Origin of the sequence: Nonomuraea sp. NPDC026600, from assembly GCF_040638335.1 — a bacterium.
Lineage (GTDB): Bacteria > Actinomycetota > Actinomycetes > Streptosporangiales > Streptosporangiaceae > Nonomuraea.
The window spans coordinates 20,643-36,442 of record NZ_JBEZYD010000040.1; the positions used below are offsets into that span (position 1 = coordinate 20,643).

Sequence of the window (15,800 nt, forward strand, 5' to 3'; positions counted from 1 at the left end):
ACCTACTCCACGGGAAAAGATCCGTACCCACCCAAATTAAGATCAGGCAAGTGCCACAAGATCGGAAAATTCTTCGCTCCATGCGTCTTCAGTTCCGTCTGGTAGCAAGATCACCCTATCCGGTGACAAGGCGTCAACGGCACCCTCGTCATGGGTGACCAGGACGATTGCTCCTGAATACGACCTCAGAGCGTTCAGAACTTGCTCGCGGCTGACTGGATCTAGGTTGTTCGTGGGCTCATCGAGCAGAAGTACGTTCGCACTCGAGAGGACCAGCATGGCCAGTGCCAGCCGGGTCTTCTCGCCGCCGGACAGCACACCCGCCGGCTTGTCGGCGTCGTCGCCGGAGAACAGGAACGAGCCGAGCACCTTGCGCAACTCGGTGTCGGTGAACTCGCCACCGGCCGAGCGCATGTTCTCCAGGAGGGTCCTGTCGGCCTCGAGGGTCTCGTGCTCCTGGGCGTAATAGCCGACCTTGAGGCCGTGGCCGGGCCTGATCTCGCCGCTGTCGGGCTGTTCGACCCCGCCCAGCAGCCGCAGCAGCGTGGTCTTGCCCGCGCCGTTGAGTCCGAGGATCACGACTCGGTGACCTCGGTCGATGGCCACGTCGACGTCGGTGAAGACCTCCAGCGAGCCGTACGTCTTGGACAGGCCCGCACCCGTCAGGGGCGTGCGCCCGCAGGGCAGCGGGTCGGGGAAGCGCAGCTTGGCGACCTTGTCGCTCTGGCGCTCCTCCTCCGTGCCGGCCAGCAGCCGGTGCGCGCGGCGCATCATGTCCTGGGCGGCCTTGGCCTTGGTGGCCTTGGCCCGCATCTTGTCGGCCTGCGAGAGCAGCGCTCCCGCCTGCTTCTCGGCGTTGGCCCGCTCGCGCTTCCTGCGCTTCTCGTCGGTCTCGCGCTGCGCCAGATAGGCTTTCCAGCCGACGTTGTAGTGGTCGATCACACTGCGGTTGGCGTCGAGGTGCAGCACCTTGTTGACCGTCGCTTCAAGAAGGCCCACATCGTGGCTGATGATCACCAAGCCGCCCTGATGCGATCGCAAAAAATCACGAAGCCACCCGATTGAGTCCGCATCTAGGTGGTTTGTCGGCTCGTCTAGAAGGAGAGTTTCCGCTCCGCTGAAAAGAATGCGCGCCAATTCCACGCGTCTTCGCTGACCGCCTGAAAGCGTTTTCAGTGGCTGCCCGAGCACCCGGTCGGGCAGGCCGAGACTGGAGGCGATGGAGGCGGCCTCGGACTCGGCCGCGTAACCGCCGAGCACGTGCATCTGGTCCTCGAGCCTGCCGTACTGCCGGACGGCCTTGTCGCGGGTGCGCACGTCGGCGGAGGACATGCCGAGCTCGGCCGCGCGCAGCTTGCGCAGCACCTCGTCGAGCCCTCGCGCCGACAGGATGCGGTCGCGGGCGAGCACCTCCAGGTCGCCGGTGCGCGGGTCCTGCGGCAGGTAGCCGACGGCGCCGCTGGTGGTGACGGTGCCGCCGGCGGGCAGTCCCTCGCCGGCCAGCACCTTGGTCAGCGTGGTCTTGCCCGCGCCGTTGCGGCCGACGAGGCCGATCTTGTCGCCGGGATTGACCCGGAAGGAGGCGTTCTCTATGAGCAGGCGCGCACCTGCGCGCAGCTCGATGTCACTGGCGATGATCATGATTGACGGAACACTCCCGAGCTAGGGGTAAGAAGAGTTGGGCGTGGCGACGCCGGTCAATCGGGAGTGTGCATACAGATCAGTGTAGGGCCCCCGCCGGGAGCCCCACCTCTGCTCAATCCTGCTCAGTCCGTCGGCAGGTGGTCACCGATCAGCGCCAGGTTCTGGATCGCGGCCAGGCCGTACTGGGCGGCGTCGTTGGTGGAGACGAACGGCGCCTCCAGCACCTTCGCCAGGACGTGCGGCCCCTCGACGCGGGTGAGACGCCAGTCCGGCTCGCGCTGCAGGGGGTTGCTGTTGAGCTGGTCGCCCTCGTCGAGGAAGAACTTGCGCCAGGCCAGAGCGGCCAACCCCGCGTCGCCCGAGCGGGCGGCGGCGTACGCGGTGAGGCGGCTGTGCGCCTGCACCAGCGAGATGCCGCGCAGCGGGTGGCCCACCTCGGCGGCCTGCTGCTCGGCGGGGGCGAGGTAGAGCCGGCAGTAGTCCAGCCAGGCCCGCTCGAACCCGGGCACGTCCAGGCCGAGCGAGATGAGCTCGGAACACATCTCGGGCAGCCCGAAGACCGACGACAGGTGGGAGACGGAGATCTGGTCGCGGGAGCTGTCGAACCGGCCCGTGGCCAGGTCGAGGCGGGCCTCGCCGGTCAGGAACCCCTGTGGCAGCGCGCCGATGCCGGCCATCGTGCCCAGCAGCCGGGCCTTGGCGTGCTCGTCGCCATGGCGCTCCCACCGGGTGAGCCAGGCCGCCACGAGCGAGCCCCAGTCGGTGCCGAGCCCGACCGCCAGGGCGGACGGGTCGGGGGTGTAGACGTCCTCGCGCACCTTGCGCGTGGGGTCGATCGCCAGGAACGTCTCCTCGGGCCTGGCCAGCTCGTCGAGCAGGTCACCGGTGCGCTCGTCGGCGGTCAGGTAGTAGAAGAAGCGCCGGTAGGCGGCGTTGGAGATGCGCAGCTGCTTGGCGCTGCACCCCCAGTGCTGCACGTTGTGCCTGGTGCCCAGGCCCTTCCAGCGGCCGAGATGATAGACGTCGACCTCGCCGGTGTGACGGGTCATGGCCTCGGCGAAGCGGAAGACGTCGGCCCGTCCCGTGCGCAGATACTGGTACCAGAGCCACAGGTCGGGCGAGAGCTCGGAGTTGTCCCACGCGTAGCCGCCGACGTCGTAGCGCCAGGTGTGCCGGTCGGCGTCGTAGGTGTGCATCACGTCGCCGTAGTCCCAGAACCCGTACCACCTGCGCTGCTCCCGCTCGCGCCGGTAGAAGTCGAACAGCAGGTCCAGCCGGTCCTCGATCGCGGCATGGGCGGGCGTGGAACGGTCGGGCAGCGCCCAGTCGCCGAACACGCCCGCCTCGCGGAGGCGTTCCGGGGCGGCGGTCAGCAGCGGCGGCTCGTTCATCGCGGCCGCGTGCCCGGCCAGGGCCACCGACGACGGCGTGGCGTCGTGGACGCGCAGCGTGAGTTCGTGGGTACGGGCTATGCCGTGGGCGTCGCCGAAGCCCGGCTCGTAGTCCTCGTAGGTGATCTCCAGGCCCTCCAGCTGCTCGGCGAAGGTGTCCTGGCCCATGCCGTCGTGGTAAAAGCGCAGGTCCATGGCCGGCGCGGAGGGCGACCAGAGCCAGACGGTCGCGGTGGCCAGGCCGGTGGCGGCGCCCCTGACGTCGAGCCGGGTCGGATGCAGCCGCCAGAAGTCGCGCAGGCCGAAGCCGAGGCCGCCGCTCGTGCCGCCGAGATAGCCGTACCCGGCCGAGCGGGTGCCCGACGGGACGGTCACCCAGGCGTGGCCGTCGGCGGTGCGTTTGCGCAGGGTGAAGCCGTCGGCCGAGGTCTGGTCGAGGGTGTGGTCGTTCCACGCGGGGATGAGGTGCAGGCGGTTCGCCACCTCGGGGTTGCCGATCGGGCCGCACGGCCGGCCCTCTACCTGGGCCCGCCGTACGGCCTCACCCGGGTCCCGGCGCAGCCCGGTCAGGCCGCGTACGGCCTCGGTGAGGAAGCCGTCCTGCCCGGCCAGCCGCACGTGACGGTCGTGGAGCTCGTCGCGCATGACCACGTCGGCGCGCAGGCCGAGCCCGGCCAGGAAGTCCCGCTCAGGGTCGCCGTCCCAGACGAAGGTGTGCATGACGCGCACGTCCTCGGCGCCCGCGTAGAAGTACAGGCGGACGGTGAACGGGAGCCGTCCGCCGTGGTCGCCCGCCAGGCGGATCACGGCCCGGACGGGGCCGTCCTGCTCGACGGTGACCTCGCGGACGGTCCCCGTGGCCTGCTCGCGGGTGACGGTGCCGGCGTCATCCGGGGTGGGGCCGTCCTGGTGGAGGCTGATCAGGCGGATGTTCCTGGCGATCTCGCGGGAGCCGTGGGAGACGGAGCGGGCCAGCGTGTCGCCCGTCTCCTCGATCGTCCAGGTGACGGGACCCGTGCTCACCCGCAGCACGCCGTCCTCGCGGACGACGGTGACGGGCCGCTCCGGCACTGCGGGCTCTTCGTCGGTGGCCGGCCGCCGCGCCGTGAGTTCGTACGGCGCGGCGGGCTCGGCCTGCGGTCCGATCGCGTGCGCCGACCACTTGACCGACCCGTCCGGCCAGGTGGCGGTCACCCAGCTCTGCACCGGCACCGGGCGCCCCTCGGGGCCGGCGAGCGCGAACACGGCCGCGCGCTCCACCGCGCCGCGCCGCCACGGCACCCCCCAGGTCACGCCCTGTTCCGCGGGCCGGTCCAGCCAGTTCAGCGTCGTCAACAGATCTCCTTGAGTCGCTCGGCGACCATCACCGCCACCTCGTCGGCGCCGCGGAAGCAGAAGTGGGTGTCGTCGGCCACGCCCTCGGGATGGAGCGGGTGCTCGCCGGGCGCGAAATGGGTGAACAGGGCCTTGGAGCCCTCGGGTCCGAGCCGCTCGTACAGCTCGGTGGTCGCGACGGTCAGGTCGATCAGCGGCAGGCCCTCGGCCGCCGCCAGCTCGCGCACCTGGCCGGGATACCCGCCGTGGGTCGGCACCAGCCGGTCGCCGTCGAACCTGCGCCGCTGCACCGGCGTGCACAACACCGGCAGCGCGCCCGCCCGCCGCGCCTCCTCCGCGAAGAGGCGGAGATTCTCCCGGTACGGCAGGCCGGGTTCCTTCTGGTCGTTGTGCCCGAACTGGATCACCACGACGTCGCCGGGGGTGACCTCCCGCAGCAGCGCCGCCCACAACCCCTCGGCCCGGTGGCTGGCCGTGGTGGCGCCGCCCTTGGCGAAGTTGCGCACCGGGCCGCCGGTGTGGGCCGCGAGCTGCGCGCCCCACCCCGACATGGGCGCCTCGGCCGCCGGGCAGGAGGCGACGGTCGAGTCACCCGCCAGCAGGACCGTACGGGTCACTCCTTGACCGACCCGAGCAGCACACCCTTGGAGAAGTGCTTCTGCAGGAACGGGTAGAACAGCAGGATCGGCAGCGTCGCGATGACGACCACCGCGAACTTCAGTCCCTGGGTGGGGAAGAACACCGACTCCATCATGGCCATCGCGTTCTGGGCGTCGGGGCTGGTCAGCTGCCTGACGAGCACCTGGAGCGTCCACTTCTTGGAGTCGTCGATGTACAGCAGCGGCGACATGTAGTCGTTCCAGATGCCCACCGCGTAGAACAGCGAGAACGTCGCGATGATCGGCTTCGAGAGCGGCAGCACGATCTTGAAGAAGACGCCCATCTCGTTGCAGCCGTCGATGCGCGCCGCCTCCTCCAGCGCCTGCGGCAGCTCCTGGAAGAAGCTCTTCACGATGATCAGGTAGAAGGGGTTGATCGCCAGCGGCAGGATCAGCGCCCAGTAGCTGTCGAGCATCCCCAGGTCCCGCACCACCAGATAGGTGGGGATCATGCCGCCGGTGAAGACCAGCGTGAAGATGACCAGGTTCAGGACCAGCGTCCGTCCCGGCAGGTACCGCTTGGCCAGCGGGTAGGCCATCGTGAACGTCAGCAGAACCTGCACCACCGTGCCCACCGCCGTCACGCAGATCGTGGTGAGCAGTGCCCGGACGAACGTGCCCGAGTCGAAGATGTACTCGTAGGTGGTGGTGACGAACTTCTCCGGCCACAGGAAGAACGGCCGTGAGGCGATCTCCGACTCCGAGGCGAACGACCCGGCCAGCACGTACATCAGCGGCAGGATCGTGATCAGTGCCAGGAACAGCAGCACGGCGACGTTGAGCACGTCGAAGACACGGCTACCGCGCGTGTGCTGGTGTGTGGGCGACTGGTTGGGCATACAAGCGCTCCTTAGAACAGTCCACGCTGGCCGAGGCGCTTGGCCAGCCAGTTGGAGCCGAAGATCAGGAGGACGCCCACCAGTCCCTTGAACAGGCCGACGGCCGTGGAGTAGCTGAAGGCGCCCTGAGTGATGCCCATGTAGTAGACGAAGGTGTCGAAAACGTCCGCCGACGAGCGGTTCAGCGCGCCGGTCATCAGCCAGATCTGCTCGAAACCGGTGTCGAGCAGGTGACCCGACGTCAGGACGGCCATCACCACGATCGTGGGCCGGATCGCGGGCAGCGTGATGTGCCAGAACTGCCGGAAGCGCCCGGCGCCGTCCATGCGGGCCGCCTCGTACAGGTCGGTGTTCACGCCCGCCAGCGCGGCCAGGTAGATGATCGTGCCCCAGCCGGTCTGCTTCCACAGCAGCTGGAAGACGATGATCGGCCGGAACCAGTCGGGCTGGGCCACGTAGTCGATCTTCTTGCCGCCGAGCAACTCGTGGAAGAAGGTGGCGATCACCCCGAAGTCCACGGAGAACAGGATGTACGTCAGCGAGGCGACGATCGTCCAGGACAGGAAGTGCGGGATGTAGACCAGCGACTGGATCGACCGCTTGAGCACGCTGTGCCGCAGCTCGTTCAGCATGAGCGCGACGATGATCGGCGCGGGGAAGACGAAGACCGCCGTCAGCAGCGCCAGGATCAGCGTGTTGAACATCAGGCGGCCGAAGTCCGGCCCGTTGAACAGCTCCTCGAAGTGCTTGAAGCCGACCCACGGGCTGCCGGAGTAGCCGAGGAACGGCAGGAAGTCCTGGAAGGCGATGGTCACGCCGTACATCGGCAGGTACTTGAAGACGATGAAGTACGCGAGGCCGGGCAGCAGCATCAGGTACAGCCAGCGGTAACGCAGCAGGGCGGTGCGGAACGTCAGCCTCTCGCGGCGGCGCCCGGGTTTGGTGGCCGCCCTCGTGGGAGGCGGCGCCAGGTCGGTGGCCACAGCCACCTCCTTTCACAGAAGGGGCCCGGGAATGTCCCGGGCCCCTCGGGCGAGGTCAGTTGCCGAGCTTGGAGACCAGGTCGTTGGTCTCAGCGGCGATCTGGGTGCCGCCGTTGTCGTACCAGCGCTTGATCTCGGCCTTCAGCCCCGCCTCGTCGATCGCGCCGGAGATGAACTTGATCCGGGCGTCGGTGATGATCGGGTCGAGGGTCTGGCCCTTGGCGATGGCGGTGGGAGGCATGACCGGGAGCGCCGGGTTGTGCACGGCGGTCTTCAGGTCCTCTTCGGCCAGCTTGGTGCGCACCGTGACCTGGTCCTGGTGCGGCTTGTCCGCGTACAGGTCCGGGTAGGCGCCGAGGCCGACGCTGGCGGTGGTGCCGAGCTGGATGAACGCCTTGTCCACGTCCTGCTGGACCTGCTTGATCTTGGGGTCGTCCGGGTTGATGCGGGCGGCGGCGCCGTCCTGGACCTTGAAGTTGCGGCCCTCGATCCCGTTGCTCAGCAGGATCCCGCCCTCCTTGGAGGCCATCTTGTCCAGGACCGTCAGCACCTCGTCGAGCTGCTGCTCGGTCTGCACGCTCTGCCGCGGGATGGCGATGACGCCGTTGTAGCCGGTGAAGGGGTAGGAGAATTTCTTGCCGTCGGCGCGCTTGAGGTTGCCGACCGTGAGGACCTTGTCGAAGTCGTTGGGGTCCTTCTCCTTGAGCAGGTCGAGGAGGTTGGTGCCCCGGACGTTGACGTCGATGATCATGCCGCCCTTGCCCTGGACGAACGGGTCGTTCCACTTGGCCGAGTCGAGGGTGGCGTAGTCGGGGTTGACCAGGCCCTCGTCGATCATCTTCTTGACGAATTTGTTCGCCTCGATGAACTCGGGGGTGTCGAAGCCGGGGACGAGCTTGCCGCCCCGCTCACCCCAGCCGTTCGGGGCGCCGAACCAGGTCTCGATCACGTCGTACGGGCTGGCGCTGCCGTACTGGGGGGACGGCCACTTGGGGATGATCAGGCCGTAGGTGTCCTTCTTGCCGTTGCCGTCGGGGTCCTTCTCCGTGAACGCCTTGGCGATGTTGTAGAGGTCGTCAACGGTCTCGGGCGTCTTCAGCCCGAGCTTGTCCATCCACTGCTTGTTGATCACGACGGCCGAGCGGAGCAGGGGGCGGATCCGGTAGATGCCGTAGATCTTGCCGTTGGTGGAGGAGTTGCGGGTCGTCTGCGCGTCCCGGGTCTTCAGGTTCGGGTACTTGTCCAGCTTGTCGGTCAGGTCCCAGAACGCCCCGGCCTGGGCGGCGCGGACGAACGACGAGGTCTTGTCGCCCTGGATGACCATGATCTGCGGCATCTTGTCCGAGGCCAGCGTGACGTTGGTCTTGTCGTTGTAGTCGGCGTTGGGCACCCAGGTGATCTGGAGCTTCTTGCCGACGAGCTTCTCGACCGCCTGCTGCATCTCGCCCTTGGGGTCGGGGGCCGTACCGAACAGCGGGACCATCATGGTCACCGTGCTGCTGTCGGTCTCGCTTCCCCCGCCGCCGCTGGAGCAGGCGGACGCGAGAAGAGCAGCCGTTAGCGTCAACACACCGGCGACCAGCCGGCGTCGACGAGATGCGCTCATGAGTTCCCTTTCGAATGCAGGCGCGCCTCGTTCTCCTCGAAGAAACGCAGGCAGAGCCACGTGTTGAGATAGATCCACGCACCGATGCTGATCACCGCTGCGAGGATGGGCGCCGCCGAGGTCACGAAGGCGATGGCCGAGAGCGCGAACAGCAGCAGCACCGATGAGGCGGGACGGGTGAGCGCTAACATCGACGCTTTGGGGATGTAGGCCCAGAGCGGCAAGTCGTAGTGCGCGTAAAGCGGCCCGAGATAGGCCCCCACCCCGGCCAGCGCCACCAGCGCCAGGAGGGTCGCGATCCGCAACGCTCCCGAGCCGGGCCCGAGAGCGGAGAAGTACAGGTAGTTGCCCACGAGGACGGTGGCGAGCACCGCCACCGGCAGGATCACCAGCGAGGCGCGGACGAACTCCCGTCGGTAGACGGTCCAGAATTCGGTCCAGGCCTGAATCGATTCACCCCGGGCATGCCGCCGAGCCAGTGTGTAGGCGGCTACGGTGGCGGGCCCCAGGCCCAGGATCACGCCACCCGCGAGGGTGAACAGGATCCACAGGAGGTTCAGGCGAGCCGCCCAGATGAGCTCTGAGCAGGCAGCTTGAATCCTGATCGACGTGGCGGGATGGTTCATCCGGCACCACCTTCTCGTGGCGTGTGCGCGGACACGGGGGTGGAGTGTTGCGCCGCCGTTCCTTGCCCGTTTCGCACGGGTGAACGGCGGTTGGTGCGAAATTAGTGTTGAATCGACTCAAAGTCAATGACGAGAAACCCGCAGGTTCGCATATTCCCCGATCATCGGGGCCATCTGCCGGAACCCGATCCTGCCGCCCACCAGCGCAGGGCCACCGGTGCTCCCGTCGTCCGTCCAGCGGAACGAGACGACATCGTTAATCGCGAACGTGATCACGCCGCCCTCGACGTCCAGGCGCATGGCGTACGGACCGTCGGCGTCGAGCACCGCGGGCAGCGGGTCGGCACCCTGCGCGACCAGGTGGAACCCATGGCTCTTGCGCAGGTTGCAGGTGTGCAGGGCGCGCTCCGACGCCCACATCCGGCGGAAGTAGGACACGTGGTAGGCGTCGATGTCGCCGTGGTGGTACTGCTCGTACGGCCCGCCGCGCGGCGCGAGACCCGGGTCGAACAGATCCTCGCCGCCCCGGCCGCGGGCATGGAAGAACATGATGCACAGCCCCGGCTCCCTGACCGGCCAGAAGTCCCATTCGATCCGCACGTCGGCGGGCAGGTCCTCGGGACACCACAGCACCACGTTCGCCGCCTGCCCGTCGGCCGGCGGCCTGAGACTCTCCAGCCGCATCCGCCCCATGGGGAACGTCGTCGCCCCGTCCCCTTCCAGCCGGAACCCGGCCAGATCGTCGGGGCCGGCGAGCCGATTGCGGTAGATCTCCATCAATGAGGTCTCCTGTGCAGGTCACTGGACTGCCGGACCACCAGGTCCGGCTGGAAGATCACCTGCCGGTGCCGGTGCAGCTCCGGCTCGGCGACCTCCTCCAGCAGCAGGTCGATGGCCGTACGCCCGAGCAGCTCACGCGGCTGCCGCACCGACGACAGGGGCACGGTCGCCGCCGCGGCGAAGTCGATGTCGTCGTAGCCGACGATCGCCATGTCGTCCGGCACGCGCAGCCCACGCGCGGCCATGGCCTGCAGGAATCCCAGGGCGAGCAGGTCGTTGGCGCAGAAGGCGGCCGTCGGCCGCTCCCCGGAAGGCAGCGCCGCCACCCGCTCACCCGCGCTCCGCCCGTTGGCGACGCTCAGCGCGGGCATGAACCAGGCGACCAGCTCGACGCCACCACCCGGCCCCATGCCGCCGCCGGGGTCGACTCCCCCACCCGGCTCGGTGTCGCCCGCCTCGGTGACGGCGCTCGTGAAGCCCGCGTGCCGGTCGGCCACCTGCTTGATCGACTGCGGTCCGCCGACGAACAGGATCTTGCGGTGTCCCCGCTCGATCAGGTGCGATCCGGCGATATGACCGCCGAGCCGGTCGTCGACCGCCACCGAGCACTGCAGCCCGGTGGCGGCGCTGTCGACCAGCACCACGGGCGTGCCCCTGGCGGCGAGCTCCGCCAGGCGCGGGTTGCCCGCGTCGACCGGCGTGATCAGGATGCCCATCACCCGCTGCTGTTCGAGCTGGTAGAGATGGCGCAGCTCACGGGCCGGGTCGGCGGCGCTGTTGCACAGCACCACCATGGTGTCGTGCTCGTCGGCCAGGGTGTCGGCGCCCTGCGCGACGTCGGCGAAGAACGGGTTGGCCACGTCCAGCACGATCAGGCCGACCGTGCGGCTGCGGCCGACCCGCAGGTGGCGAGCCACCTCGTTGCGGACGAAGCCCAGCTCGCGGATCGCGTCGAAGACGCGTTCACGCGTGGCGGGGGAGACGATCTCGGGGCGGTTGAGCACGTTGCTCACGGTGCCCACGGAGACGCGTGCCCGCTGCGCGACCTCCTTGATGTTCGTGGTCGCCATTGATCCTCACGTGGCAGCTCCGGTGTTGAACGCGCCTCATCATAGCCGTACCCTTGATCTTTTTGAATCGACTCAAGGCGGTGAGATGCCGACTAGGGTGCCATCACCGCTCTCCGCGGCGTACGATGCCGCTCTCGTACGCCCCCCTCGCCATCCTGCTCGGCCTGGATCGCAGTGAGCAGCTGCCAAGTGCCATCGGCCGACCAGCGGCGGTGCCGCTTGTACACCGTGATCCACGAACCGAACCACTCGGGCAGATCCCGCCAGGGCAACCCGGTCCGCGCCCGATACAACACGCCGTCGATCGTCGTGCGGTGGTCGTTCCACCGCCCACCCCGACGACCACTCTCAGGCAACAGCGGCCTGAGCCGCTCCCACTCGGCATCCAGGGCAAGCCCGCACCGCAGATCCCGACACATGTGGAGGAGGCCGCGCCGCTGCCGCATCCGCGATAATCGACGCATGCGCTTCCAGATCCTCGGGCCCACGATCGCGCTGGGCGAGGACGGCGAGCCCGTCGCGCTGGGCGGCCCCCGGGGGCGGGCCCTGCTCACGCTGCTCGCCCTGCATGCCGGGCGCATCGTGGGTGCGGAGCAGCTGGCCGCGGGCATGTACGGCGCTCGTCCCCCGGAGGGCGTGGCCAACGCGCTGCAGTCGCAGGTGTCCAGGCTGCGCCGATCGCTGGGCAGAGACCTGGTGGAGTTCCACCCGGCCGGATATCGGCTGATCGCCGACCCGCAGGACGTGGACGCGCGGCGATTCGAGCAGCTCGCGCGGGCGGGCGGGCGGGCGCTGGCCGGCGGCGACCCGGACCGGGCGGCCACGCTGCTGCGGGAGGCGCTGGAGCTGTGGAGGGGCGCTCCACTGGCCGACGCCCCGCACGCCGAGGCCGCCGCGACGGAGCTGGAGGAGCTGCGGCTGGCCGCCGTCGAGGACCGCGTGCAGGCCGATCTCAACCTGGGCCGACACCGGGAGCTGGTCGCCGAGCTGAGCCGGCTCATCGCTGCCCACCCGCTGCGGGAGCGGCTGCGGGCCCAGCTCATGCGCGCTCTCTACGGCAGCGGCCGCCAAGCCGAGGCGCTGACCGTCTACGACGAGGCCAGGAAGATCCTGGACGAGGAGCTCGGCGTCGAGCCGGGTCCTGAGCTGGCCGCCGCGCATCTGGCCGTGCTGCGGGCCGACCCGGCGTTGGGCGCGTCCGTGCCACGCACGGCCGTTCAACGGCACGGGCTGCGGGCGCAGCTCACCAGCTTCGTCGGCCGCGCCGAGGAGCTCGCCCAGGTCGGCGCGAGCCTGCGCGCCGCCAGGCTGATCACGTTGATCGGCCCGGGCGGCGCGGGCAAGACACGGCTCGCGATCGAGGCGGCCGAGCAGGAGCCGGGGGACGTCTACTTCGTGCCGCTCGCGCCGGTCTCCGACGTCGCGGATGTGCCCAGGGCTGTGCTGGCCGCACTCGGCATCCGCGACGCCCTGCGCACACCGCCGACGGGACCGGTCGTGGAGCCGGTCGCGCGGCTGGTCACCGCGCTCGCCGACCGCCAGCTGCTGCTGGTGCTGGACAACTGCGAACACCTCATCGCGGCCACCGCTGAGCTGGCCGACGTGCTGCTGGCCGCCTGCCAGGGGCTGCGGGTGCTGGCGACCGGCCGGGAGGCTCTGGGCATCACCGGCGAGGCGATCCTGCCCGTGGCGCCGCTGCGGCTGCCGCCGCCCGAGGCGGACGACCCGCTGAACTACCCGGCCGTCCGGCTGTTCGCCGACCGGGCCGCGGCCGTCCAGCCGGGTTTTGCCGTGGACGCGGGCAACGCGGCGCAGGTCGTGCGCATCTGCCGGGCGCTGGACGGGCTGCCGCTGGCCATCGAGCTGGCGGCGGCGCGGCTGCGTACGCTGTCGGTGTCCGATGTGGCGGCGCGGCTGGACGACCGGTTCCGGTTGCTGACGCGCGGCAGCCGTACGGCGCTGCCTCGGCACCAGACGTTGCGCGCGGTCGTGGCGTGGAGCTGGGATCTGCTGGACGAGGACGAGCAGCGGCTGACCAGGCGGCTGACCGTGTTCGTGGGCGGCGCGCGGCCCGAGGCGGCCGAGCTGGTGTGCGGCCTGCCGGAGGAGGTGCTGTTCTCGCTGGCGGAGAAATCGCTGGTGGAGTTCGTGGGCGGGCGCTACCGGATGCTGGAGACCATCCAGGCGTTCTGCGCGGAGCGGCTGCTCGAGTCCGGCGAGGTGGAGGCGATGCGCGACGCGCATGCCGCGTACTACCTGGACCTGGTCGTCGCGGCCGACGCGCGGCTGCGCACCCGCGAGCAGTTGGAGTGGCTGGCCAGGCTGGACGAGGAGAGCGACGACCTCAACGCGGCCGTGCGCTGGGCGACCGAGTCGGGGCAGTTGGAGACGGCGCTGCGACTGCTGGCGCACAGCGCCTGCTACTGGTGGATGCGCGGCAACCGCACCGCCACCGCCGGTCTGGCCGACGTGCTGCTGACCAGGCTGGGCTCACACCGGTTCGACGGCATGGAGGAGGAGTACGTCATGTGCGTGCTCGTCACTGCCTGGGCCGGCGAGATCGACGACGAGCTGCGTGCCCACCTGCAGGAGGTCCGCGAGCTGCTTCCGCTGACCCACGTGCCACAGCGCGTCGAGTTCCTGATGATGCTGCTGTCGATGTTCACGGGACCGCCCGGCGACTTCGTGGAGGCTTACGGAGAGGTCACGCGGAAGTCCGCCAGTCTTCCCCTGTGGCAGGCGGCGCTGGCCATGGCCGGCTCGGCGTTCGTGCTCGACGTGCTCGGCGACGTGGAGCAGGCCCTGGCCCATTTCGAGCGGAGCCTGGCCGCGTTCAAGGCCATCGGCGAGCGCTGGGGCACCGTGCTGGTGCTGTCCGGACTCGGCTCTCTGCACCAGAAGCAGGGCGACCACCGCAAGGCCCACGCCCTGGCCGGTGAAGCGCTGGCGATGGCACGCGAACTGGGCGCCGGGACGGAGACCGCCGAGGCGCTGTGCCGGCGGGGCGACGCCCTGCTGAGCCTGGGCGATCCGGCGGGCGCGGGGGCCGACTACGAGCTGGCCGCCGAGCTGTCGCGCAGATACGGCTCCATGGAGACGATGGCTTGGGCGTATCTCGGTATGGGAGAGGTGGAGCTGTCAGGCGGCGACCTGGTGGAGGCGCGCGCCCTCCTCGCCCGGGCCCGTGACGACTGCCCCGCGGAGTGGTACAGCACCGAGGACACCCGCACGCGCATTGACGCCGCGCTGACCGAGATCAGCCGGATGGCCGGCGAACGGTAGGCTTTTCATAGTCGTGCAGGGCATGCCGTAGGTGGCGTTCGTTCCAGAGCAGGCAGCGGCCAGGAGCTCACGGCGGCACGGCTGCACCCACCGCTCCATGACCGCGTTCATGCGTGGCACGCCGACGCCGGTGAGCACTGTGTGGATACCAGTGTCAGCGAGCCCGCGCCGTCAGTCGGCGGCTCGCGCACGGCGTCCGACCGCAAGCCGACACGGTATGCCGCCGGTCAGTGCGCGGTAGGTGAGTGGTAAGCGCCTGACCCCAAGCTCCGGGCATGACTGATTTCGCGAGACCAGCAAATCACGCCACGCCGCCGCCTGCCGTACAGAAGCCGCGGCTGTGGAAGCGCCCCTGGGTCGTGCCGCTGATGCTAGTGGTGCTCGGCTTCCTCGCGTTCTCCATTCCGCCCTATACCTCGCTCGATCCGGCCTTGTCTCGCGTGCCGCCGCCAGAAGGCTTTCCGCTCTACTATCCCTTCCTGGCCGCGCATGTGATGTTCTCCTCGGTGGCGTTACTGACCTGCGGCTTGCAGGTCTGGCCGTGGTTCCGGGAGCGTCACCCGGTCGCACACCGCAGGATCGGACGCGTGTACATCTTCGGCGGAGTGATACCGGGCGGCCTCGCCGGCTTCGTCGTGGGCGCGACCACCCCGTACGGCGATGGCGCGCGAGTCAGCAACATGCTGCTCGCGACGCTGTGGACCCTGTTCACCGTCACCGGATTTCGCATGGCCCGCCAGCACAGGTACACCGATCACCGTCGGTGGATGCTGCGCAGCTTCGCGCTGACCGCGTCGATCATCACCAACCGCATCTGGGGCCTGGTGATGTTCCTCATTTTCCTGCCCGAGTTCGAGACGACCTACGGCGGGGACATGCAGGAGGTGATCAAGGCATCCGCCGGCGTGACGACCTGGCTCGGCTGGACCGTCCCCCTGCTGATCATGGAATGGTGGCTGGTGGAGCGCGGTCGCCGCCGGGCCGGCGCCGGGCGGCGCTCTGGGCCGGCGGATCCGCCGATGGACGCCGCAGCGGCGATGACCTCGGACAAGGTCTCGACAGGAGACACTCAGGCGCCGTAAGAGACGAACCGGCGCACTGGCTGCGCATCCTCCAGCGCTATTCGACTGGTTCTTCGGTATCTACCAGCGTGTGGCCGCGAAGATCGCGTCCACACCGCCGGCCCGTTCTCGTCGGCGGCTCTCACTCAGCTCACTGTGGTCCTCCCAGCGCGGATGCCCCGGTGGCGGGCTCTTGGCCAGCGCGATGATCTGGGAGCGTTCGGCCTGCGTGAGACGCGGCTTGCGGCCCGGCCCCGGCAGGTCGGCCAGACCGTCTATCCCCTCGGCGGAGAACCGGCGAAGACGGCGTCGCACCGTCGCTGGATGGCAGCCCACCCGCGCAGCGATCGGTGGGACATGCACTCCCTCCCAGCTCAAGGCGATGATGGTGGCTCGTTGGATCCAGTCGGCCGGAGAATGCCGGGCTCCAGCCAGCCTGCGGCTCTGGCGTTCTTCCCGGTCATCTCGTGATGGCCGAGCGCATAACACCTTCGGCATTGGCACACCCCTCCTGCCATGCACGA

General features: G+C 69.2%; 12 protein-coding genes and 1 pseudogene. 2 read left to right on the forward strand and 11 right to left on the reverse strand.

The window, feature by feature from the left end; translation table 11 throughout:
- Window positions 1–42: 42 nt before the first annotated feature.
- The 10 genes and pseudogenes from AB0F17_RS53180 to AB0F17_RS53225 form a co-directional block, all read right to left on the reverse strand.
- Window positions 43–1,641 carry an ABC-F family ATP-binding cassette domain-containing protein gene (locus AB0F17_RS53180; RefSeq protein ID WP_358040678.1) on the reverse strand — a complete coding sequence of 533 codons (1,599 nt, stop codon included), beginning with the start codon at window positions 1,639–1,641 and terminating at the stop codon, window positions 43–45.
- Between the two features lie 125 nt (window positions 1,642–1,766).
- A complete protein-coding gene (locus AB0F17_RS53185; RefSeq protein WP_358040681.1) occupies window positions 1,767–4,370 on the reverse strand; it encodes a Tat pathway signal sequence domain protein in 2,604 nt (867 codons plus the stop codon).
- Window positions 4,367–4,987, reverse strand: coding sequence for a rhamnogalacturonan acetylesterase (locus AB0F17_RS53190; RefSeq protein WP_358040684.1), 621 nt, complete (start codon window positions 4,985–4,987; stop codon window positions 4,367–4,369). The genes AB0F17_RS53185 and AB0F17_RS53190 overlap by 4 nt, the downstream gene beginning before the upstream one ends.
- On the reverse strand, window positions 4,984–5,868 hold the full coding sequence (locus AB0F17_RS53195) for a carbohydrate ABC transporter permease (RefSeq protein ID WP_358040687.1): 885 nt from the start codon (window positions 5,866–5,868) through the stop codon (window positions 4,984–4,986). The genes AB0F17_RS53190 and AB0F17_RS53195 overlap by 4 nt, the downstream gene beginning before the upstream one ends.
- Window positions 5,869–5,879: 11 nt before the next feature.
- Complete coding sequence (locus AB0F17_RS53200) at window positions 5,880–6,851, reverse strand: ABC transporter permease subunit (RefSeq protein WP_358040690.1); 972 nt, start codon at window positions 6,849–6,851, stop codon at window positions 5,880–5,882.
- Window positions 6,852–6,906: 55 nt separating this feature from the next.
- The gene (locus AB0F17_RS53205; protein ID WP_358040693.1) at window positions 6,907–8,457 is read right to left on the reverse strand and encodes an extracellular solute-binding protein; all 1,551 of its coding nucleotides are present in this window, start codon (window positions 8,455–8,457) and stop codon (window positions 6,907–6,909) included.
- Window positions 8,454–9,083 (reverse strand): DUF624 domain-containing protein, encoded by a 630-nt coding sequence (locus tag AB0F17_RS53210; RefSeq protein WP_358040696.1) that lies wholly within the window; start codon window positions 9,081–9,083, stop codon window positions 8,454–8,456. Before AB0F17_RS53210 ends, AB0F17_RS53205 begins: the two co-directional genes overlap by 4 nt.
- Before the next feature lie 123 nt (window positions 9,084–9,206).
- A complete protein-coding gene (locus tag AB0F17_RS53215) occupies window positions 9,207–9,860 on the reverse strand; it encodes a DUF1961 family protein (protein WP_358040699.1) in 654 nt (217 codons plus the stop codon).
- Window positions 9,860–10,933 carry a substrate-binding domain-containing protein gene (locus tag AB0F17_RS53220; RefSeq protein WP_358040702.1) on the reverse strand — a complete coding sequence of 358 codons (1,074 nt, stop codon included), beginning with the start codon at window positions 10,931–10,933 and terminating at the stop codon, window positions 9,860–9,862. The genes AB0F17_RS53215 and AB0F17_RS53220 overlap by 1 nt, the downstream gene beginning before the upstream one ends.
- A 185-nt stretch (window positions 10,934–11,118) precedes the next feature.
- Window positions 11,119–11,514 (reverse strand): annotated as a pseudogene (locus AB0F17_RS53225) (transposase); the annotation flags it as partial.
- Here AB0F17_RS53225 and AB0F17_RS53230 point away from each other — a divergent pair.
- Together AB0F17_RS53230 and AB0F17_RS53235 are read left to right on the forward strand one after the other, a co-directional pair.
- The gene (locus tag AB0F17_RS53230) at window positions 11,396–14,215 is read left to right on the forward strand and encodes a BTAD domain-containing putative transcriptional regulator (protein WP_358040705.1); all 2,820 of its coding nucleotides are present in this window, start codon (window positions 11,396–11,398) and stop codon (window positions 14,213–14,215) included. The pseudogene AB0F17_RS53225 and the gene AB0F17_RS53230 sit on opposite strands and share 119 nt — an antisense overlap.
- 275 nt (window positions 14,216–14,490) lie before the next feature.
- The gene (locus tag AB0F17_RS53235; protein WP_358040708.1) at window positions 14,491–15,297 is read left to right on the forward strand and encodes a DUF2306 domain-containing protein; all 807 of its coding nucleotides are present in this window, start codon (window positions 14,491–14,493) and stop codon (window positions 15,295–15,297) included.
- A 60-nt stretch (window positions 15,298–15,357) separates the two neighbouring features.
- Here AB0F17_RS53235 and AB0F17_RS53240 read toward each other — a convergent pair whose 3' ends face one another.
- Window positions 15,358–15,774: a helix-turn-helix domain-containing protein gene (locus AB0F17_RS53240; protein WP_358040711.1), complete on the reverse strand. Its 417-nt coding sequence runs from the start codon at window positions 15,772–15,774 to the stop codon at window positions 15,358–15,360.
- Window positions 15,775–15,800: the final 26 nt, after the last annotated feature.